The sequence below is a fragment of the Terrabacter sp. 2TAF16 genome, assembly GCF_052115065.1.
In the GTDB taxonomy this organism is placed as follows: Bacteria; Actinomycetota; Actinomycetes; order Actinomycetales; family Dermatophilaceae; genus Terrabacter.
The window spans coordinates 46212-66774 of the sequence record NZ_JBFRFZ010000005.1 but is presented as its reverse complement, the minus strand read 5'-3'; the positions used below and the strand labels follow the sequence as shown (position 1 = coordinate 66774).

Genomic DNA, 20563 nt, shown 5'->3' with positions numbered 1-20563 from the left:
GATTGTCAAAACCGTTCTCGCGTTCGGTGCGGCAGTCAGCCGGCCGGGACGATCCTCACCACGGCGACGGCCACCGCGAGCACGAGCACCGCCGTGCGCATCAGCCGCTCGGGCAGGGTCAGTCGATGCCACGTGAGGAAGAGCAGCCAGCCGACGAAGGCCGCGACGACGAGGAAGGCGATGCCACCCCACGGGCGTGGCGCGAGGATGCCGACCGCCAGCAGGACGACGAGGCCCCCGAGCGCGACGGGACGCGGGACGGCGTTGAGGCGCTCCACCCACGGGTAGGAGGCGTGCTCGAGACGGGAACGGAAGCTCAGGGCCACGCGACGAGCCTAGGGGACGCGACGGCATACCCCGGACGCGTGGCAAAGCAGTGGCGGCGGCCCGATAACCTGTCCCGCATGGCCAAGCAGACTTCCATCGTGGACACCGTCGTCAGCCTCTGCAAGCGCAGGGGCTTCGTCTTCCCGAGCGGTGACATCTACGGAGGCACCCGGTCTGCCTGGGACTACGGCCCCCTCGGCGTCGAGCTCAAGGAGAACATCCGCCGTCAGTGGTGGAAGTCGATGGTGACGAGCCGCGACGACGTCGTCGGCCTCGACTCCTCGATCATCCTCCCGCGCGAGACGTGGGTCGCCTCGGGCCACGTCGGCACCTTCACCGACCCCCTCGTCGAGTGCCTCAGCTGCCACAAGCGCCGCCGCCAGGACCACCTTCAGGAGGCGCTCGCCGAGAAGAAGGGCATCGAGGACCCCGACTCGATCCCGATGTCCGACATCGTGTGCCCCGACTGTGGCACCAAGGGCCAGTGGACCGCGCCGCGCGAGTTCAACATGATGCTGAAGACCTACCTCGGCGTCATCGAGGACGAGTCGGGCCTGCACTACCTGCGCCCCGAGACCGCCCAGGGCATCTTCGTCAACTTCAACAACGTCATGCAGGCCTCGCGCAAGAAGCCGCCGTTCGGCATCGCCCAGACCGGCAAGAGCTTCCGCAACGAGATCACGCCGGGCAACTTCATCTTCCGCACCCGCGAGTTCGAGCAGATGGAGATGGAGTTCTTCGTCAAGCCGGGCGAGGACGACGAGTGGCTCCAGTACTGGCTCGAGGAGCGCACCCGCTGGTACGTCGACCTCGGCATCAACCCCGACAACCTGCGCCACTACGAGCACGCACCCGAGAAGCTCTCGCACTACTCGAAGCGCACCGTCGACATCGAGTACCGCTTCAACTTCGCCGGCTCGGAGTGGGGCGAGCTCGAGGGCATCGCCAACCGCACGGACTTCGACCTGTCGACGCACAGTTTGCACTCGGGCACCGACCTCGTCTACTTCGACCAGCAGACGGGCGAGAAGTACACCCCCTACGTCATCGAGCCCGCAGCAGGTCTGTCGCGCTCGCTCATGACCTTCCTCGTCGACGCGTACCACGAGGACGAGGCCCCCAACACCAAGGGTGGCGTCGACAAGCGCGTCGTGCTGCGCCTCGACCCGCGACTGGCGCCGGTCAAGGCCGCGGTGCTGCCGCTCTCGCGCAACGCCGACCTCTCGCCCAAGGCCCGTGACCTCGCGGCCACCCTGCGCAAGCACTGGAACATCGACTTCGACGACGCCGGCGCCATCGGCAAGCGCTACCGCCGTCACGACGAGATCGGCACGCCGTTCTGCATCACCGTCGACTTCGACACGCTCGAGGACCACGCCGTGACGATCCGCGAGCGTGACTCGATGGCCCAGGAGCGCGTCGCCCTCGACCAGGTCGAGGGCTACCTCGCGCAGCGACTCATCGGCTGCTGACGCACCGACACCGCACCGCTGACGTATGCCGTCCGCCCATCCGGGTGGGCGGCATACGTCCGTCCGGGGTGCCGTGCCAGCCGCGGGTCGGTCGGTCAGGTCGCCGCGGTCCGGTCCGTCCCGGGCGCAGGACGTCCGGGATCGACGGCATACTGCCGGCATGGTCGATCCCGAGGTGCTGCGCGCCACGCCCGGCGACCGGGCGCGAGCGGCCGCCGACGCGCTTGGCGACGAGGTGCTGACGTCATGGTGCGCCGACCTGCTCGCCGGGCGCGCGGCGTGGGGCGACCCCGACCTGCCCGACATCGGCTGGGTCGGCGGTCAGGTCGCGTCCGGTTGGGGCTCGCCGGACCACCTCGACGATGCCACCCGCTACTGGTCCCGGGTGTGGGCCGCCCGCACCCTGCTCTACGTCTGGACCGAGCCTTCTGGACCGGATGTCGTTGCGGCACTGGGTGATCCGGCCTGGCGGGTCCGCGAGATGTGCGCGAAGGTCGCGGCCCGCTGGGAGGTGGGTCCCGCGGCCGAGACCTGCGCCGACCTCGTCACGACGGATGCCGTACCCAGGGTCAGGGCTGCCGCCGCTCGTGTCCTCGCGGTCACCGGCGAGGGAGAGCACGCCGCCGCCCTGCACAAGGCGTTGGACGACCCGTACGAGACCGTCCGCGCCGCGGCCGCGCGAGCACTCAGCAGGCTCGAGCGACGCCTCGACCGCGATCTCTGAACCACCAGAGGGATGTGCCATGCCAGTCACCCGTCGCATCCTGCTCCGGAAAGCGGAGCAGGTTCCGATAGGCGAGCTGCCGGACCAATCCGGCGGGGACTCGGATCCTGCTCCGGAAAGCGGAGCAGGTTCCGACAGTCGGGGAGCTCAGCCGGGGGAGTGGCCGGTCGCGACCGGCCGCGCAGGATCGCGGATCCACTCGCTCCACGAGCCGGGGTAGAGCACGGCGTCGACGGCGAGCTCGGCCAGTGCGAGCATCTCGTGGGCTGCGGTCACCCCCGACCCGCAGTAGACGCCGACGGCGCCGCCTCCGACGTCGTGACCGGCGCGCACCCGCCCCCAGTGCTCGGCCAGGTCCCGGCGGAAGGTGCCGTCGGCGGTGATCCACGCGGCCGTGGGGCTGTTGAGCGCTCCCGGGACGTGTCCGGCCACGGGGTCGATCGGCTCGGTCTCGCCGGCGTAGCGCTCAGCCGCCCGAGCGTCGAGGAGGAGCCCGTCGCGGGCCAGGGCGGCCGCACCGGCGGCGTCGAGCGTCGGCAGGTGACCCGGCCGCACCTCGACGTCGCCGTGCCGGTCGGCGGGCTCCTCGGTCGAGACGGGAAGTCCGGCCGCCAGCCACGCGGCATACCCCCCGTCGAGCACCCGGACGTCGGCGATGCCCACCCAGCGCAGCACCCACCAGGCCCGCGCGGCGGCATACGACTCCTTGCCGTCGTACGTGACGACACGGGTGTGCGCGGTGATGCCGGCGCGGCGGAGCAGCGCCTCGACGACGGCGGGGTCCGGGAGGGGGTGGCGCCCGCCGTCACCCGGGCGTGCGGCGAGCTCGGCGTCGAGGTCGACGAAGTAGGCGCCGGGGACGTGGCCCGCGTCGTAGTCGGTCCGCCCCGCAGACGTGTTGGCCGTCGTCAGTGCCCAGCGGACGTCGAGCATGACGACGTCCTCGATCTCGTGGGCGAGCTCGGTGGCGGTGATGAGGTGGGTCACCGGGCCATCGTGGCATCCTCGCCGTGTGCGTGCTCACCTGGTCCTCGTGCACGGGTCGCGCCTGTCGAGCACCCAGTGGGCGCCCCAGGTGCCGCTCCTGCGCGACCACGTCGACCTGACTCTCGTCGACCTGCCCGGGCACGGCGCCCGCGCAGACGAGGACTTCACGCTCGCGCGGTGCGCGGACGTCATCGGCGAGGCGGTGGCGGCCGTCCCCGCCGGCAGCCCCGTCGTGCTCGTCGGTCACTCGCTCGGCGGCTACGCCGCGATGGCGTATGCCGCGGCCCGCCCCGACACGCTCGACGGGCTCGTCCTCGCCGGGTCCAGCGCGGTCCCGACCGGTCCGGGGGCCGCCGTCTACCGGGGTGTCGCGGCGCTGACGGACCGACTCGGCGCCGAGCGGATGACACGCGTCAACGACCGCGTCCTGCACCGGCTCTACCCGCCCGAGCGCATCGACCCCGTCATCGCCGGCGGCTACTTCTTCGCCCCGACAGCGACAGCCTGGCGGGAGGTCATGGCGCTCTGCCGACCGTCGATGCTCGAGCACGTGCAGTGCCCGGTGCTGCTCCTCAACGGCCAGTTCGACCAGCTGCGGATCGGGGCCGGGGCCTACCTGCGCGCGTGCCCGAGCGCGCGCGAGGAGATCGTCCGCCGGGCCGGGCACCTGTCCGGCCTCGACCAGCCCGTGGCCTTTGCCGATGCCCTGCTGCGCTTCGCCCGCAGGGTCACCGATTCGGCCGGGCGCGCCTGATCGGGGACAATCGAGCCCGTGACCGACGTGATGACCCCCGTGACGCAGGCCGGTGAGGCCGCCCCCGCAGACGCGACGGGTGCCGTGCTGCCCCCGCTGCGCATCGGCCGCCACGTCATCGAGTCACCCGTCGTGCTCGCGCCGATGGCCGGCATCACGAACCGTGCCTTCCGCCGACTGTGCCGGGAGTACGGCAACGAGGGCCGCGCGATCGGAGGTGCGAGCGGCGCGACGAGCCTCTACGTCAGCGAGATGATCACCTCCCGCGCCCTCGTCGAGCGCACCCCCGAGTCGATGCGCCTCATCGAGCACGACCCCGACGAGAACCCCCGCTCCATCCAGCTCTACAGCGTCGACCCCGCCACCGCGCGCGCCGCCGCCCGGATGCTCGTCAGCGAGGACCGGGCCGACCACATCGACCTCAACTTCGGCTGCCCCGTCCCGAAGGTCACCCGCAAGGGCGGCGGCTCCGCCCTGCCGTGGAAGAAGGACCTCTTCAAGGCCATCGTCGGGGCCGTCGTCGAGGAGGGCGCCAAGCGCGACATCCCGGTCACCGTCAAGATGCGCAAGGGGATCGACGACGTCCATCTCACCTTCCTCGACGCGGGCCTGACCGCCGAGGCCGAGGGCGTCGCGGCCGTCGCCCTGCACGGCCGCACCGCCGCACAGGCGTACTCGGGCACTGCTGACTGGAGCGCCATCCGGATGCTCAAGGAGACCGTGACGAGCATCCCCGTGCTCGGCAACGGCGACATCTGGTCGGCCGAGGACGCCCTGCGCATGGTGCGCGAGACCGGCTGCGACGGCGTCGTCGTCGGGCGCGGCTGCCTCGGGCGCCCGTGGCTCTTCACTGATCTCGCGGCCGCCTTCGCCGGCACCTCTGCGCGGGTGACGCCGACGCTCGGGGAGGTCGCCGAGACGCTCCGGACGCACACGGCCTACCTGTGCGACTTCTACGGCGAGGAGGAGCGCGCCTGCCGTGACATCCGCAAGCACATCGCTTGGTACCTCAAGGGATTCCCGGCCGGCTCGACGATCCGCAACTCGCTCGCGCTCGTCGACTCGATGGCGGCGCTCGACCGCCTGCTCGCGACGCTCGACCCCGACGTGTCGTGGCCGGGCGAGGCCGCCGAAGGCCAGCGCGGGCGGGCGGGGTCGTCGCGCACCGTCGCGCTGCCCGACCGCTGGCTCGAGTCGCGCGAGCTCTCCGAGGAGCACCGGCGCACCATCGCCGAGGCCGAGCTGTCGGTCAGCGGCGGCTGAGCCTCACTTCAGCCAGACGCTGAGCGGGCCGATCCGCTCACAGCCGGCCGCGACCGCTGCGTCGACGCTTGCGCCGGCCTCCCAGCCGACCAGGGGTATGCCGCCCACGACGTCACGTGCCGCAGCAGCGGCCGCGCCCCAGGCCCGCTCCACGTCGCCGTCGAGCGCGAAGACGTTGCCCAGACCGGCGACGTCACCCGTCACGTTGACGATCGCACCCGCGACGACAGGGGCCTGCCGGTCGTCGGACGCGCGCTGCGCGAGGAACGTGACGCCGGGCTCGTCGAGGAGTGACGGGCGCAGGATCGCCTCGGCGTCGGGGTCGCTCGCCCACGCGCGCACCCAGGCCGCCATCGCGTCGGGCGTCGTGACGCGCTGCCAGCGGCCGGGGGGAGCGGGCCGCGCCGGTCCGAAGAGGTCGAGCCAGACCCACTCACCCACGACGAGCCGGGCGAAGTCCTCCATCGACAGGTCCAGACGCGACCACGAGTCCTTGACCGAGCAGCCGTCCGAGTCGTCGACGCGCGCGAGCACGTCGTACTCCCCGGCGTCCGGCGACAGCGTCACGGCGTCGGGGTAGTAGGGCGGCGTGCGCGTGGACGCCGTCCACGCCACGTCGTCGACGGTGCACGCGACACCGTGCGAGCGAGCGACGGCGTCGCACCAGAGGGCGTTGTTGCGGGCGGCGAGCAGGATCCGGTCGGTCACGCCGACGATCCTCCCAGCGTCGGTGGCCGGTGGCAGGATCGGGGCATGCGACAGGGCGGATCGGGCGAGCGGCCCGCGACCTTCTTCGACGACGCGGAGGACTTCCGGGCCTGGCTCGAGGCGCACCACGAGAGCGCCAGCGAGCTGTGGATGGGCCTCAACAAGAAGCACGTCGAGCCCCGCGGGCTGCAGTGGGCCGACGCCGTGCGCGAGGCCCTCTGCTTCGGCTGGATCGACTCGATGGCCCAGCGCATCGACGAGGACGCGGTGCGCCAGCGGTGGACCCCGCGCAAGTCGGGCAGCAACTGGAGCGCCATCAACATCAACGCCGTCGCCGAGCTCACCGCCGCCGGGCGCATGCGTCCGGCCGGGCTCGCCGCCTTCGCGAAGCGACGCGAGGACCGCTCCGGCGTCTACGCCTACGAGAACCGCGAGCTCACCTGGTCCGACGACTACGAGGCGATGCTGCGCGCCGATCCCCGCGCCTCGGCCTTCTGGGACGGCGCGACACCGTCCTACCGCAAGCTCGCCACGAACTGGGTGCTCACGGCCAAGCAGGAGGCCACCCGCGACAAGCGCATGGCCGAGCTCGTCGACGACTGCTCCCACCTGCGCCTCATCAAGACGCAGCGCTACGGCACCGAGCCGGCCTGGGTGCGACGCATGCAGGCCGAGCTCGGTTGAGCCGCGCCGAGGTGGGACCGGGTCCGTGCCCGCGTCAGACCGTGGTCAGCGCTTGGCCTTGGGCGGGATGATCTCGGTGTGGTCCTTGGCGGCGGACTTCGCGTGCTTGTCGGCACGCTTCTCCTTGAGCGATCTGGCCTTCGTGGACATGTGGGACTTCGGTGACTTGTCGCCCATGGCGCGCTCCTGAGTTTGGAAGCCTGAGCGGCTCCATCCCTGAAGTATGCGCCCCGGGAGCGGCGCCGTGGTCGGCCGCGCCGCGCCGCATAGAGTTCCGGTGTGGGCTACGAGGGTCGGGACCGGGAGCGTTGGGTCGCGGAGGACCCTGCCCAGAAGCGCGCCGACCGTGACGACTTCGCCCGCGACCGGGCGCGGGTCGTGCACTCGTCGTCGCTGCGGCGGCTCGCCGCCAAGACCCAGGTGCTCGCCCCCGGCCACGACGACTTCGTCCGCAACCGGCTGACCCACTCGCTCGAGGTCGCGCAGATCGGCCGTGAGTTCGGGGCCGCCCTCGGCTGCAACGCCGATGTCGTCGACACCGCGTGCCTGGCCCACGACCTCGGCCACCCGCCCTTCGGGCACAACGGAGAGACGGTCCTCGACGAGATCGCCTCGGGGATCGGCGGCTTCGAGGGCAACGCGCAGACGCTGCGCCTGCTGACGAGGCTCGAGGCCAAACGGGCGCACCCCGACGGCACGTCCGCCGGGCTGAACCTGACGCGGGCGAGCCTCGACGCGACGACGAAGTACCCGTGGGTGCGCGGTGACGGCCCCTACGAGACCCACAAGTTCGGCGTCTACCCGTCCGACCTGCCCGTCTTCGAGTGGATCCGCGACGGCGCGCAGCCGCAGCGTCGATGCCTCGAGGCCGAGGTCATGGACTGGTCCGACGACGTCGCCTACTCCGTCCACGACGTCGAGGACGCGATCGCCTCGGGCTGGATCGACCCCCGGCTGCTCCACTCGCGCGACATGGCCGACGTCATCGACGTCGCGGGCCGCACCTACGCGCCCGACCTCGGCGCCGACGCGCTCGGGGACGCGCTGGAACGCATCCTCGCCTCGGGAGCGGTACCGACGGCATATGACGGCTCGCGGGGTGACCTCGCGCGCCTCAAGGACATGACGAGCCGGCTCATCGGCCACTTCGTGCTCGTCGTCGAGCAGGCCACGCGCGAGCGGCACGGGCCGGGCGAGCTGTGCCGCTTCGAGGCCGACCTCGTCGTGCCCGACGACACGCGCGCCGAGTGCTCCGTGCTCAAGGCGATCGCGAACCACTTCGTCATGACCACCGACGAGCGCCTGGCGATCATGTCGGGCCAGCGCGACGTCGTGCGCGCCGTCGTCGAGGCGTATGTCGCCGCGCCCGAGGAGCGCCTCGACGTGGCCTTCCGGCTCGACCACGAGGCGGCCGCCGACGACGGGGAGCGGCTGCGCGTCGTCGTCGACCAGGTGGCCTCGCTCACCGACGTCCGGGCGCTCTCCCTCCACAGCCGGTGGTGCCGGTGACCGGCCGCACCCGGGCGAGCACCTAGAATCACGGATGGCGACAGGAGGCAGATGGCGGGGCTGATCAACAGCGAGGACATCGCGGCGGTCAAGGCGCGGTCGTCCATCGAGGACGTCGTGCGCGAGCACGTGACGCTTCGCTCCGCCGGTCCGGGGTCGCTCAAGGGCCTGTGTCCCTTCCACGACGAGAAGTCGCCGTCGTTCAACATCCGCCCGGCCGTCGGTGCGTGGCACTGCTTCGGCTGCGGCGAGGGCGGCGACGTCATCTCCTTCATCCAGAAGGTCGACCACCTCAGCTTCTCCGAGGCCGTCGAGCGGCTCGCGCAGAAGCTCGGCATGGAGCTGCGCTACGAGAACGGCGACCGGCCGCGCGAGGAGGGGCTCGGCCGCCGCAGCCGGCTCGTCGAGGCCCACCGCGTCGCCGAGGAGTACTACACCGGGCTGCTCCTCGCGCCCGGTGGCCAGGCTCGGCAGGCCCGTGACTTCCTCCGCGCCCGTGACTTCAACAGCGAGCACGTCAAGCAGTTCGGCATCGGCTTCGCGCCGCGCGGCGGAGAGGACCTGGTGCGCCACCTGCGCGCCAAGGGCTTCACCGACGACGAGCTCGTCACGGGCGGCATCGCCGGACGCGGTGCGCGCGGACTCTACGACCGCTTTCGCGGGCGTCTTGTCTGGCCGATCCGGGACATCACGGGCGACACCGTCGGCTTCGGCGCGCGCCGGATCTTCGACGACGACCGCGTCGAGGCGAAGTACCTCAACACGTCCGAGACGCCGATCTACAAGAAGTCGACCGTGCTCTACGGCCTCGACCTCGCCAAGAAGAAGATCTCGCAGGGCCGTCAGGCCGTCGTCGTCGAGGGCTACACCGACGTCATGGCCTGCCACCTCGCCGGCGTCGAGACGGCCGTCGCCACGTGTGGCACGGCCTTCGGCGCGGACCACATCAAGACCCTGCGTCGCCTCATGCGTGACGAGGCCGGCCTCGCGCCCGCCAAGGTGATCTTCACCTTCGACGGTGACGCCGCCGGCCAGAAGGCGGCCATGCGCGCCTTCGCCGACGACGAGAAGTGGACCTCGCAGTCGTTCGTCGCCGTCGAGAAGTCGGGCAAGGACCCGTGCGAGCTGCGCCAGGCCGGAGGAGACCCCGCCGTGCAGGCGCTCATCGAGGACGCCGTCCCGATGTTCGAGTTCGCGGTGCGCACGACGATCAAGCGCTTCGACGTCGCGACGGCGGAGGGCCGCATCCAGGCCGTCCGCGCGGTGGCGCCGATCATCGCCTCGATCCGTGACCAGTCGCTGCGGCCCGAATACACCCGCGAGGTGTCCGGGATGCTCGGGCTCGACGTCGAGCAGGTCGCCACCGAGGTCTCGCGCGCGGGAAAGATCAAGGTCGACGAGGACGCGCGGAGCGAACGGAGCGAGCGGAACGGCACCGACCGAGGCGAGCGCCGCGACGACGCCGAACCGCACGTGGCCGACGGTGGAGGCATGCCGGTGCCCGACCGTCGCGACCCCGTCGTCCACGCCGAGCGGCAGCTGCTCCAGGTGCTGCTCCAGTTCCCGACCGTCTTCAAGCCGGGGGCCATCGACCTGCTGACCCCCGACGCCTTCTCGGCGCCGGCACACCGAGCAGTCTTCGACGGCATCCGCATCGCCCACCACAGCGGCGACAAGGGCAACGCCCGCGCCTGGACCTCGGCCGTCACCGAGGCCGCCCCGTCGCCCGTCGCCGGACTCGTCAGCGAGCTCGCCGTCGACACCCTGCCGACGCGGATGGACGCCTCGACCGGACTGCCCACGTCGCGCTACGTCGACGAGCTCTTCGACCGGGTGCGCACCATCGCCCTGACGCGCCAGATCGCCGACTCGATGAGCGAGATGCGCCGGCTCGACCACGCCGAGACACCGTCACCCGAGCGCACCCGTGAGCTCGGCATCCAGCTGCAGACGCTCCAGCGCGAGCTCGCGGCGATCAAGGCGGGGATGGGCTGATGGCCCTCTTCGAGCGGCGGCGTCGACCGGCGCTGCCCGCGGACGTCCGCGCGGTGGTCCCGCTCGACCCGGGCGAGCTGGTGCTCGCCTGGTCCCGTGACGAGACGAGCGGAGCGCACGTCGTCGCGACGACCTACCACCTGGTCCTCGTCGACGCCGACGGCGGGCTCGTCTGGCGCCGCGCCTGGCACGAGGCCGAGTCCGGCACGTGGCAGGGCGAGTCGTCCCGACTCACGGTCACGTGGGTCGACCAGGGCGTCCCGGCGGGCTGGCACCTGACGGAGCCCTCGCTCCTCCAGCAGACCCTGCGTGAGCGGCTGCAGGCGAGCGTGGTGCTCGCCGACGAGTTCCGCACCGCCGGGCGCCGCACGGTGCGCGTCGTGATCCGCCAGGACCTGGCCAGCGGCGCCCTGCTCGAGCAGACGATCCCGGGCAAGGGCGCCGACCTCAGCGACCCGCAGGTTGCTCGTGAAGCCGCCGAGCGGATGGCCCGGCTGCGCTCCGAGGTGGGGCTCTGACGGGTGCCCGCACGGCGTCCCGCAGGCTCGTCCGGACGTCGTCGGCGACCCGCCGAACCCGATTTCTCGACGGCGCTGATGCTTTGCTATGGTTGCGCAGCAGCATTCCCCTGTAGCTCAATTGGCAGAGCAGCCGGCTGTTAACCGGCAGGTTATTGGTTCGAGTCCAATCGGGGGAGCACCGAGCAGAAGGGCCCCGACACCGCTGGTGTSGGGGCCCTTCTCGTATGCCGTGTCGTCGGGTCGCGTCAGCGGGTCGGGGTCCCCGCCGCGTCGGCACCGACCACGCCTGTTGCCTGTGCGCCCTTGCGGGGCCCGCGTCCGCGGCGGCTGAGGCGGCGCTCCACCCGGCCGGCAACCACCGTCAGGCTGTAGTTGATCAGGATGAAGATGATCGCGACGAAGATGTAGGCCGGGATCGTGTTGCTGTAGCCGGTGCCGATGTCGCGCGCCGCCTGGAGCAGCTCGGGGTAGAGCACCGCCGTGCCCAGCGCGGTGTCCTTGAGGATCACGACGAGCTGCCCGACGAGTGCCGGCAGCATCGCGGTGAGGGCTTGCGGCAGCTGGATCGACCGCATCACTTGAGGAGGCGTGAGGCCGATCGACACGCCCGCTTCGGCCTGGCCCTTCGGCAGGCTGAACACACCCGACCGGACCAGCTCGGCGATCACCGAGCCGTTGTAGAGCGTCAGGGCGGTCACGACGGCAGCGAGTGGGTTGATCTCGCTCGTGAAGACGCCGTTGCTCGAGAAGTACGAGTACGTGAAGTACATCATCAGCAGCACGGGCACGGACCGGAAGAACTCCACGATGACGCCGCACACCCAGCGCAGCGCCCGGTGCTGCGACAGCCGGCCCATGCCGAAGATGAGCCCGAAGGCCAGGGCGAGGACGATGGAGATCGCGGCGGCCTCGAGCGTCTTGATCAGTCCCGGGACGATGTACTGCGTCCACACGTCGGCGCTGAACAGCACGGTCCACATCTCGGGTTCCAGCTGGCCCTGGGCCTTGAACTTCCACAGCACGGCGCCGATGGTGGCGACGGCGAGCACCACGCCGAAGACGGTGAGGATCGCGTGCCGCCGCCGGGCCCGGGGCCCGGGGGCGTCGAACAGAACGGACTCGGCGCTCATCGCTTCACCGCCAGACGACGCGAGAGCGAGGTGAAGAACACGCCGACGGGAAGCGTGAGGACGACGAAGCCGAGCGCGAAGACGAGGAAGACCGTGACGCTCGCCGTCTCGTTCTCGATGATCTCGCTCATGAGTAGCGAGGCCTCCGCGACGCCGATGACGGAGGCGACGGTCGTGTTCTTGGTCAGCGCGATGAGCACCGAACCCAGTGGGGCGACTGCCCCGCGGAAGGCCTGCGGGAGGATGACCTCGCGCAGGCTCTGGCCGAAGGTGAGACCGATCGAGCGGGCGGCCTCGGCCTGACCGAGCGGAACGGTGTTGACGCCGCTGCGCAATGCCTCGCAGACGAAGGCCGCGTGGTAGACGGCGAGCGCGACGATGGCCCACCGGATGCCGTTGTCCACGAGCGCTGTCGGTGAGTTCTTATCGGTGAGGCTGATCTGCAGGATGTAGTACGGGCCGGCGATGGAGAAGAAGATGAGCAACGTCAGCGGGGTGTTGCGCACCGTGTTGACGTAGAACGCGCCCAGACGGCGCAGGATCGCCACCGGCGACACCCGCATCACCGCGAGCACGGTGCCGATCACGAGAGCGCCGATCGCCGAGAAGAAGGCGAGCCTGATGGTCATCCAGAACGCGCCGAGGATGTCGTACTTCTCGAGGATGTCGAGCACGACGCTCCTTTCCGCTGTCGAGTCAGTGGGTCAGGGGTTCACGGGTCGGAGTGCCGGCCCCCGCCGAGGACGGGCCGCGCACCGTGTGGTGAGCGACCCGCCCTCGAGGTGGGAGTCGGTCAGGAGCACGCAGCCGGCGTGGGCGGGTTGCCCGGGCCGGGCTTGTAGTTGGCCGGGCCGAGGTTGGCGTCGATGGCCTTCTGCAGGGAGCCGTCGCTCTGCATCTTCTTGATCGCGTCCGTGATCTTCTGGCAGAGGGCCGTGTCGCCCTTCTTCAGGCCGATCCCGTAGTTCTCTGTCGAGAACGGCTTGCCGACGAGCTTGAACTTGCCCTTGTTCTCGGGCTGGGCCGCGAAGCCGGCGAGAATGGCGTCGTCGGTCGTCAGAGCGTCGACGCCGCCGGTGGCGAGAGCGGGCAGACACTCGGAGTACGTCCCGAACTCCTGCAGCTGCACCGTCTGGGCGAACTTGTCCTTGACCTTCTGGGCGGAGGTCGAGCCCTTGACCGAGCAGAGCTTCTTGCCGTTGAGGCTGTCCGGACCGGTGATCGACGTGTCGTCGGCGCGGACGAGGAGGTCCTGTCCTGCGACGAAGTAGGGGCCGGCGAAGGAGACCTTCTCCTTGCGCGCGTCGGTGATGGAGTACGTCGCCACGATGAACTTCACCTGACCGGTGGAGATGAGGTCCTCGCGCTGGGCGCTGGGCGCCTGCACCCAGGTGATCTTGTCCTCGGAGGTGCCGAGCTCCTTGGCGACGTACTTGGCGACGTCGATGTCCATGCCGGTGTACTCGGTGCCCTTCTTGAGGCCGAGGCCGGGCTGGTCGAACTTGATGCCGATCTTGAGCGCGTCGCCGCTGCCGGCGTCGCCCCCGCTGGTGCCGGAGCCACACGCGGCGAGCGTGAGAGCCAGTGTCGCAGCCGCAGCTACTGCTCCGATTCGTCGTGCCTTCATCTGGGTTCCTCCCTGAGTGGTTGCTCGCGGCACGCGGTGCTGCGTGCCGCTCCCTGTCGCTAGGTCCCGTGGGGTGAGCGGGTTCGGTGGGTGGGTCAGTGGGTGAGGATCTTGCCGAGGAAGTCCTTGGCACGGTCGCTCTTCGGGTGGGTGAAGAACTCCTGCGGCGTGCCGGTCTCGACGATCTGGCCGTCGGCCATGAAGACGACCCGGTCGGCCGCCTTGCGGGCGAAGCCCATCTCATGGGTGACGACGATCATCGTCATGCCCTCCTTGGCGAGGCCGACCATGACGTCGAGGACCTCGTTGACCATCTCCGGGTCGAGGGCTGAGGTGGGCTCGTCGAAGAGCATGACCTTGGGCCCCATGGCGAGGGAGCGCGCGATGGCGACACGCTGCTGCTGTCCGCCAGAGAGCTGCGCGGGGTACTTGTCGGCCTGGGCCTCGACGCCGACGCGCTTGAGCAGGTCGGTCGCCTGCTTGTCCGCGTCGGACTTGGACTTCTTGCGGACCTTGATCGGTCCGAGCGTCACGTTGTCGCGGATCGTCTTGTGCGCGAAGAGGTTGAAGGACTGGAAGACCATGCCGACGTCGGCGCGCAGCTGCGCGAGCGGCTTGCCCTCCTCGGGCAGGGCCTTGCCGTCGATCGAGATGGTGCCCGACTCGATGGTCTCGAGCCGGTTGATGGCGCGGCACAGCGTCGACTTGCCGGAGCCGGACGGTCCGAGGACGACGACCACCTCGCCCTTGCCGACCGTGAGGTTGATGTCGCGCAGCACATGCAGGTCGCCGAAGTGCTTGTTGACGCCGTCGATGACGACCATGGGGTCACGAGGCGTGTCCGGGGTGCGATCGCTCGGCGCCGCGGTGTCGGGGTTCACGTCGTCCATGCCGGAAACCTATCGGCTCCGGGGACCGTCGAGCACCCTCCGCGCCGAGCGTGCTCGAATCGTGAGGAGTGCCGTCGAAGCACGCGCACCCGGTCCGAGACCGAAAACGGACCGGTCAGCCGTCACCCGGCCCGCAGGGCCGGGGCCACTGGGCGTCCCGCTCAGGGACCGACCGCGGCCGTCGTCGACGAGTCGGTGGGCTGGCTCGTCGAGGTGTCGATGGCCGTGGCGATCGCGGTCGCGACCTCCGTGGCGGTCTTCAGGACCTGGGTCGCCGTCTCCGTCACGGTGGCCGTCGGCGTGGGGTCTGCCGCGACCGGGGCGGCCGCAGGAGCACTCGGAGCCACCGACGACGACGGCGGCGGGGGCGGGGGCGGCGGGTCGCTCGTGGTCACGGGAGGCGGGTCGGCCGTGGTCGTGCTCGGCGGGGCGGTCGTCGTCGTGCTCGTGGCCGGGGCGGGGGTCGTCGGCGGCGGGACCGTCGTGGACGGCGCGCTCGTCGTCGTGGTGGGCGACGGCTTGGTGGTCGTGGGCTTCGACGTGGTCGTCGGGCTCGGGGCGCTCGTCGTCGTCGAGGGACGCGTCGTCGGAATGACCGTCGTCGGAATGACCGTCGTGGTCCCGGGCTGCGACGTGGTCGGGGTCGAGGTCGGCGGCCGACCGCCCGTGCTCGTCGTGTCGCTCGGGGCCTGCGTCGCCTGGGGGATCGGCACGTCGCCGTCGGCGACGGTCCGGATGACGCGGCCGCCCGGGTCGAGCACGAGGTGCGGGACGACGGCATACGGCACGGAGGCCGTGGCTGACGGCGCGAAGCCGAGGTACGGCGCAGGGTCGACGTAGCGGTCGTTGACGATGACGTCGAAGTGCAGGTGGCACCCGGTCGACCATCCGGTCGTGCCGCTCAGGCCGATGACCTGGCCCTGCTTGACGTGCTGACCCTCGGTGACGAGGAACTTCGACTGGTGGCCGTAGGCCGTCTTGAGCGTCGGGGTGTGCTCGATGATCGTGCGTCCACCCCAGGACGCGGAGACGCGGGCGTAGATGACCGTGCCGTCGGCGGCCGCGTGGATCGGGGTCCCGCAGGCCGCGGCGAGGTCGATGCCCGTGTGGAACATCGGGCGGCCGAGGAGCGGGTGGATGCGCGGCCCGAAGGGCGAGGTCTCGCCGCCGGGGACCGGGTGGATGAACAGAGGGCGGCCGATGATCGGGGCCGCGATGGCCTGGGCCGTGGCGGGTGCCAGGCTGATGGCCGGGAACATGAAGAGGCCGCCTCCGATGGCGGCGCTGAACGCGGAGTCGACCGGGGCGAGGGCGACCGTCGGCGAGCCGGTGACCGATCCGGTCAGCTCCTTGCGGGCCTGGCCGACGACGGCGATGGCGTCCTGGACCGCGGCCGGTGAGCCGGCCGCGAGCACGACCGAGGCGGTCGGGGTCTGGGGGGTGCTGCCCCCGAGGAACGGCAGCAGGGCGAAGAGGAGCAGCATCGTCGCGAAAGGCACGAGTCGACCGCTCATCCTGATGTTCAGGACGAACGGACCGCTGCGCTCATTGGCATCTGTCACCGTCAAGCCACCCCCTCGAGGCACACCCACTGTCACCATCGACACTCTCCCGGCGGTCGCGCCGCCGCAACCGGAAGGCCCCCACGAACGCCCCCACGTCCTGACCGGCCGGTCACGACCACCATAGGTCGGGCCGATGTGCAGGGGGCGGTTCCCGCGAAAATGCGTCGGGAATCGGTGACGTATGTGACTGATGGGGACAATGTCCGTCTCTCGGCCGGTCGGGAATCGGGGACGCCGTCGGGCGGTTGGCGCTTGAGACCGTATCCCGTAGAGCAGTTGGAGCCAGCAATGACCCCGCAGGCAGCCTGGATCGATGCCGTCCGCACGTCTCACGAAAGGCTCCGCGGCGTCCTCGACCGCGTCGAGCCGCAGCAGTACGAGAGCAGGGCCTACCCCGCCGACTGGAGCATCGCCCAGGTCGCGTCCCACCTCGGGAGCCAGGCCGAGATCTTCGGCCTCTTCCTCGACGCGGGCCTCGCCGACGGCGCCGCCCCGGACGGCGACGCCTTCAAGGCCGTGTGGGCGCGGTGGGACGCCATGGCGCCGGCCGACCAGGTCAGCGAGAGCGTCGTGGCCAACGACCGCTTCGTCGCGCGGCTCGAGGAGGTCGCCTCGTCCGGAGCGCCGTTCGAGGTCGAGCTCTTCGGCGGCCCGTCCGACCTCTCGGGGGTCGCCGCCGCCCGGCTGGCCGAGCACGCCGTGCACACGTGGGACGTCGAGGTGGTCCTCGACCCCGCCGCCACCGTGGGGCCCGAGGCCGTGGACCTGCTCGTCGACCGGCTGCCGGGCACGGTCGCCTTCGCCGGCCGGCCGTCGGCGGACGTCGGCCCCACCTCGGTCGTCGTCGGCACGCAGGGGACCGAGCGGCGCTTCCGGCTCGACGTCGACGCGGACGCGATCCGCCTCGAGCCCGTCGACGAGGCCGCCGCGACGACGTCCGGCGGAGGGCCCTCGGCCGACACCATCGACGTGGTGCTGCCTGCGGAGTCGCTCGTTCGCCTCGTCTACGGCCGCCTCGACGACGAGCACACGCCCGACGACGTCACCGGCGCCGAGCACCTGCCGGCGCTGCGGGCGGTCTTCCCGGGCTTCTGACCCGACCCGAACGCGTCGGAGCCCGCCGGCCMCGGGGCCGGCGGGCTCCGACGTCCGCAGCACATGGCATACGCCATCTGCCCTGCGGCGCAGCGACCGTCAGGTCGTCCGGACCTTGCGGAAGGCGACCCAGGCGTCGTTCATCCGCTCGACCTGGCCGTGGGTGAACATGTTCATGCACGAGTCCTGCGTGTAGTCCATGAAGTTGTGGATCGGGTCGAGTCCGGGCGCGCTGCACGTGTCGGCCCCCGTGGGGCAGTCGAACTGCGGGACGGCCTCCCGCGGGGTGTCGGCCACGAAGTCGCCGCTGGCGGAGCAGGCACCCTTGAAGGTGTGCTCGAGCATGAGCCAGTGGCCGACCTCGTGGGTCAGCGTGTCACCTTCGGCGTACTTGCCGGCCGTGCCGCCGGGCATCGACTCGTCGAGCATGACGACGCCGTCGATGAAGTCGCGGCCGTTGTTGTAGCCCTTGGGGAAGTAGGCCCAGCCGAGCAGACCCCCGCCGATGTTCGCGGAGTAGACGTTGAGCGTCTCGGAGTTGCCCGTGTAGAGCGCCTTCTTCATGTCGCGCTCGGTCTTGCCCGGCGTGACGGTGTACCACTGCGCGTTGACGGTGTAGTCGATCTTCGCCAGCGAGAAGCGGAACGGTGAGTCGGCCGCACCCGGGGCGGTCCTGCCGCTGTACGAGTTGTTGAGCACCGTCATCTGCGCGGTGATGAGTCGCTGCCAGCGTGCCTTCTCGGTGACCGAGAGCGCGTGGTCGGAGACGACGTGGAAGACCGTCGGGACGTGGACGCTGCCGTTGGACATCCGTGGCGCGTCCTTGACGACGCCGTATGCGTTCGCCTCGTTCGTGGAGTAGAGCTCCGGCTCCTTGGCGGTGCTGCCGGCACGGACGCGCGCCACGTCGGGCGCCGTCTCGCACGCGGCCGCACCGGGCGAGGCCTCCGTGGGGGCGTGGGTGGCACCGGTCGGAGCGGCGCTGACCGTCGCGCCGGACGACCCGGCGGCGACGACGCTGAACGCGGCGGCGGTGACGGCCATCCAGCGGAGGGCGGGCTTGCGTGGCATACGTGATCTCCCCTGTGGTGGCCCCGGCGTGCAGTTCTCGGAACCTACTCCGCGCCGGGGTCTCCACGGGGCCTTGGCCGGTCACGAAGTTTGACCGGGCGGAACGGTCGGCCCGAGCCCTGTGACACGACGGATCCCGTCGCCCGGCTTGCGGCAATCTTGCGGAAACCACGGCTTTTGGGGGGTTTCGATCTTGCAGTCCGCACGGCACAGTGGTCGTCGTGGGGGAGGAAGCCCGACAGCACCGTGGGGGGACGGGTCGGGGTAGGACCGGCGGGGGAGCCGGCTGGGGGGTGAGGACGGGGCGGGTTCTGCCGGGGGAGTCGGCGGGACCCGCCCCGACCGCTGTCCGGCGACGTCGTGGCCCGTGGCGGGTCGGTGTCCTGACTGCCCCGATCTGTGCGGTTTCCTCACGGGACGTGCCGGCGCGGGTGGACACTGGGGGCAGGGCCCGCAGGCCCCTTCTCGGGAGAAGGGTCGGCGCGCCCCGGCGGACGGCGCGGCCCTCGTGGTCGACGAGCACCGGGCGCGACTCCCACCCCCGGGTCCGTGCTCTCCCCTCAACACCGTCCGGGTGCCGACCGGTCTGCGAGCGGGCCACTCGGTGCAGGACTGGCCGGCGGTGGTCGCACCCCGCCGGCCAGCCCCCACGGTGGCGGCGCGCCGGCGCCACCCGTGTCCGGTGGGGCAGCAGGGGCTTGAACCCTGGACCGACGGATTATGAGTCCGCTGCTCTGACCGGCTGAGCTACTGCCCCGGGACCGTCAGCAGCTCGGCCGCTGAGATCGGTCGGAGTCTAGCGACCGGTCGGCGACCGTCGTGGAGGCGCGCGTTGGGCGGGCACGGGGCGGGCACGGGCGGGCACGGGGCGGGCGCGGTCGCCGGGCACCCAACCTCTAGGCTCGCCGTTGACCACCGACCCCGGGCACGTGAGGAAACGACGAGCATGAGTGACGGCATCCGCGTGGCAGCGGTCGACGACGTCGAGCCCGGTGAGGCGCTCGTCCTCGACACGGCGGTCACCGGCACGGACGAGCCGATCTCGCTCTTCCGCGACGACGACGGCACGTACTACGCCCTTGACGACACGTGCTCGCACGAGGACGCCTCCCTGGCCGACGGGTGGATCGAGGCCGGCGAGGTCGAGTGCCCGCTCCATGCCACCCGCTTCTGCCTGAGCGACGGCAAGCCGATGTGCCTGCCGGCGACGAAGCCGGTGCGCACCCACAGGGTGGAGGTCCGGGGCGACGAGGTCCACCTCTTCCCGGGCGTGGCCGCCGGTACCTGAGCGGAGCGAAAGCCACATATCGGTTCCTGAGACTGCTGGTGCCGATGTGTCTCGTGGTGCACAATGGGCAAGTGCTCGCCGTCGAGCACGTTCATCCGGCACCACCGAGTCAGTCCACCGGCACGTGAAGCAGCAGGCGTTGGGGAAGACGTCCCTGCAACTTCAGGAGGTTCGGATGGCTGTCGCGATGCCGCGCACCACGACACGCGGGGTTCTGTTCGTACACGGAGCCCCGGCCGCGCTCTGCCCGCACATCACCTGGGCGATCGAGGCCGTGCTCGACCAGCCGCTGACGTTCGACTGGATCCCCCAGCCGGCCGCGCCTCGCATGGTGCGGACCGAGCTGTCCTGGACCGGCGCCCCCGGCACCGGGGCCGAGCTGGCCAGCGCGCTGCGCGGCTGGGACGGGCTGCGCTACGAGGTGACGGAGGAGCCGTCGCCCGGCTGCGACGGGGCTCGATGGTCCTACACGCCGCGGCTCGGCATCCACCACGCCATGACGTCGGCGTCCGGAGACGCCGTCGTCCAGGAGGACCGACTCAGGGAGGCGATCCTGCGCACGCGCGGCGACGTCGAGGCGCTCCAGGACGAGATCGACCTGTTGCTCGGAGTCCCCTGGGACGAGGAGCTGGAGGTCTTCCGCTACGCCGGTGACGGCGCCGCCGTGCGCTGGCTGCACCAGGTGGGCTGACCACCAGACGCCTCGCCCGCCGCGGCCTCCAGCGCGGTGCACGAGGTGACGAGGGCCCGGGCGGTTCGTGCTCCCGGGCCCTCGTCATGTCTGGTGCAGTGAACGGTCCTCGGAAAACCGCTGGCCGACGGGTGCTGCGGTCTGTCATCATCGACCGGGGCGCGACGACCGCTGTGCCCCAACACTTCTCACCGTCCGCGGACGAAAGGCCTGTCATGGCAACGGGACTCACCATGAAAGCGAAGCGCAGCCTGTGCCTCGC

Annotated in this window: 21 protein-coding genes and 2 tRNA genes; 12 read left to right on the top strand and 11 right to left on the bottom strand. The window is 71.1% G+C overall.

Going from position 1 to position 20563, the window contains the following annotated elements:
- Positions 1–35: 35 nt before the first annotated feature.
- A complete protein-coding gene (locus tag AB4Z14_RS07545) occupies positions 36–326 on the bottom strand; it encodes a DUF6703 family protein (protein ID WP_442274674.1) in 291 nt (96 codons plus the stop codon).
- A gap of 78 nt (positions 327–404) precedes the next feature.
- On the opposite strand from AB4Z14_RS07545, the gene AB4Z14_RS07540 reads away from it, so the two are divergent.
- Both AB4Z14_RS07540 and AB4Z14_RS07535 read left to right on the top strand, forming a co-directional pair.
- Entirely contained in the window at positions 405–1799 is a 1395-nt protein-coding gene (locus AB4Z14_RS07540; protein ID WP_442274673.1) for a glycine--tRNA ligase, read from the top strand.
- Between the two features lie 160 nt (positions 1800–1959).
- Positions 1960–2523, top strand: coding sequence for a HEAT repeat domain-containing protein (locus tag AB4Z14_RS07535; protein WP_442274672.1), 564 nt, complete (start codon positions 1960–1962; stop codon positions 2521–2523).
- A 147-nt stretch (positions 2524–2670) separates the two neighbouring features.
- On the opposite strand, the gene AB4Z14_RS07530 is transcribed toward AB4Z14_RS07535, so the two are convergent.
- On the bottom strand, positions 2671–3510 hold the full coding sequence (locus AB4Z14_RS07530; RefSeq protein ID WP_442274671.1) for a sulfurtransferase: 840 nt from the start codon (positions 3508–3510) through the stop codon (positions 2671–2673).
- Between the two features lie 25 nt (positions 3511–3535).
- On the opposite strand from AB4Z14_RS07530, the gene AB4Z14_RS07525 reads away from it, so the two are divergent.
- On the top strand, positions 3536–4264 hold the full coding sequence (locus AB4Z14_RS07525; protein ID WP_442274670.1) for an alpha/beta fold hydrolase: 729 nt from the start codon (positions 3536–3538) through the stop codon (positions 4262–4264).
- 30 nt (positions 4265–4294) lie between these two features.
- Positions 4295–5527, top strand: coding sequence for a tRNA dihydrouridine synthase DusB (gene dusB / locus AB4Z14_RS07520; protein ID WP_442274876.1), 1233 nt, complete (start codon positions 4295–4297; stop codon positions 5525–5527).
- A 3-nt stretch (positions 5528–5530) separates the two neighbouring features.
- On the opposite strand, the gene AB4Z14_RS07515 is transcribed toward dusB, so the two are convergent.
- Positions 5531–6235: a hypothetical protein gene (locus AB4Z14_RS07515; protein ID WP_442274669.1), complete on the bottom strand. Its 705-nt coding sequence runs from the start codon at positions 6233–6235 to the stop codon at positions 5531–5533.
- A gap of 45 nt (positions 6236–6280) precedes the next feature.
- On the opposite strand from AB4Z14_RS07515, the gene AB4Z14_RS07510 reads away from it, so the two are divergent.
- On the top strand, positions 6281–6919 hold the full coding sequence (locus AB4Z14_RS07510; RefSeq protein ID WP_056780075.1) for a YdeI/OmpD-associated family protein: 639 nt from the start codon (positions 6281–6283) through the stop codon (positions 6917–6919).
- Between the two features lie 45 nt (positions 6920–6964).
- Here AB4Z14_RS07510 and AB4Z14_RS07505 read toward each other — a convergent pair whose 3' ends face one another.
- On the bottom strand, positions 6965–7096 hold the full coding sequence (locus AB4Z14_RS07505; protein WP_020142547.1) for a hypothetical protein: 132 nt from the start codon (positions 7094–7096) through the stop codon (positions 6965–6967).
- Between the two features lie 102 nt (positions 7097–7198).
- Between AB4Z14_RS07505 and AB4Z14_RS07500 the strand changes: the two genes are divergently transcribed.
- The 4 genes from AB4Z14_RS07500 (at position 7199) to AB4Z14_RS07485 (ending at position 11120) form a co-directional block, all read left to right on the top strand.
- Positions 7199–8428: a deoxyguanosinetriphosphate triphosphohydrolase gene (locus AB4Z14_RS07500; RefSeq protein ID WP_442274668.1), complete on the top strand. Its 1230-nt coding sequence runs from the start codon at positions 7199–7201 to the stop codon at positions 8426–8428.
- A 51-nt stretch (positions 8429–8479) separates the two neighbouring features.
- Positions 8480–10423: a DNA primase gene (dnaG, locus tag AB4Z14_RS07495; protein ID WP_442274667.1), complete on the top strand. Its 1944-nt coding sequence runs from the start codon at positions 8480–8482 to the stop codon at positions 10421–10423.
- Positions 10423–10941, top strand: coding sequence for a hypothetical protein (locus AB4Z14_RS07490; protein WP_442274666.1), 519 nt, complete (start codon positions 10423–10425; stop codon positions 10939–10941). The genes dnaG and AB4Z14_RS07490 overlap by 1 nt, the downstream gene beginning before the upstream one ends.
- Before the next feature lie 106 nt (positions 10942–11047).
- Positions 11048–11120: transfer RNA gene (locus tag AB4Z14_RS07485), tRNA-Asn, on the top strand.
- 69 nt (positions 11121–11189) lie between these two features.
- On the opposite strand, the gene AB4Z14_RS07480 is transcribed toward AB4Z14_RS07485, so the two are convergent.
- From AB4Z14_RS07480 to AB4Z14_RS07460, 5 genes are all read right to left on the bottom strand, one after another.
- Positions 11190–12074, bottom strand: a complete 885-nt coding sequence (locus AB4Z14_RS07480) for an amino acid ABC transporter permease (protein WP_442274665.1) — start codon at positions 12072–12074, stop codon at positions 11190–11192.
- Positions 12071–12748, bottom strand: a complete 678-nt coding sequence (locus AB4Z14_RS07475) for an amino acid ABC transporter permease (RefSeq protein ID WP_056780058.1) — start codon at positions 12746–12748, stop codon at positions 12071–12073. The genes AB4Z14_RS07480 and AB4Z14_RS07475 overlap by 4 nt, the downstream gene beginning before the upstream one ends.
- 119 nt (positions 12749–12867) lie before the next feature.
- Positions 12868–13701, bottom strand: a complete 834-nt coding sequence (locus AB4Z14_RS07470) for a glutamate ABC transporter substrate-binding protein (RefSeq protein ID WP_056780055.1) — start codon at positions 13699–13701, stop codon at positions 12868–12870.
- A 95-nt stretch (positions 13702–13796) separates the two neighbouring features.
- The gene (locus tag AB4Z14_RS07465) at positions 13797–14525 is read right to left on the bottom strand and encodes an amino acid ABC transporter ATP-binding protein (protein ID WP_442274875.1); all 729 of its coding nucleotides are present in this window, start codon (positions 14523–14525) and stop codon (positions 13797–13799) included.
- A gap of 227 nt (positions 14526–14752) precedes the next feature.
- Positions 14753–16105, bottom strand: coding sequence for a M23 family metallopeptidase (locus AB4Z14_RS07460; protein ID WP_442274664.1), 1353 nt, complete (start codon positions 16103–16105; stop codon positions 14753–14755).
- A 339-nt stretch (positions 16106–16444) separates the two neighbouring features.
- Here AB4Z14_RS07460 and AB4Z14_RS07455 point away from each other — a divergent pair, with 339 nt between their 5' ends.
- On the top strand, positions 16445–17251 hold the full coding sequence (locus AB4Z14_RS07455) for a maleylpyruvate isomerase family mycothiol-dependent enzyme (RefSeq protein WP_442274663.1): 807 nt from the start codon (positions 16445–16447) through the stop codon (positions 17249–17251).
- A gap of 99 nt (positions 17252–17350) precedes the next feature.
- Here the strand turns inward: AB4Z14_RS07455 and AB4Z14_RS07450 are convergent, their stop codons facing one another.
- Both AB4Z14_RS07450 and AB4Z14_RS07445 read right to left on the bottom strand, forming a co-directional pair.
- Entirely contained in the window at positions 17351–18322 is a 972-nt protein-coding gene (locus AB4Z14_RS07450; protein ID WP_442274662.1) for a zinc metalloprotease, read from the bottom strand.
- Between the two features lie 683 nt (positions 18323–19005).
- Positions 19006–19079, bottom strand: a tRNA-Ile gene (locus tag AB4Z14_RS07445).
- A 189-nt stretch (positions 19080–19268) separates the two neighbouring features.
- On the opposite strand from AB4Z14_RS07445, the gene AB4Z14_RS07440 reads away from it, so the two are divergent.
- Positions 19269–19610 carry a bifunctional 3-phenylpropionate/cinnamic acid dioxygenase ferredoxin subunit gene (locus AB4Z14_RS07440; RefSeq protein ID WP_442274661.1) on the top strand — a complete coding sequence of 114 codons (342 nt, stop codon included), beginning with the start codon at positions 19269–19271 and terminating at the stop codon, positions 19608–19610.
- 175 nt (positions 19611–19785) lie between these two features.
- Positions 19786–20301, top strand: coding sequence for a DUF3145 domain-containing protein (locus tag AB4Z14_RS07435; RefSeq protein ID WP_082620014.1), 516 nt, complete (start codon positions 19786–19788; stop codon positions 20299–20301).
- Positions 20302–20563 lie beyond the last annotated feature (262 nt).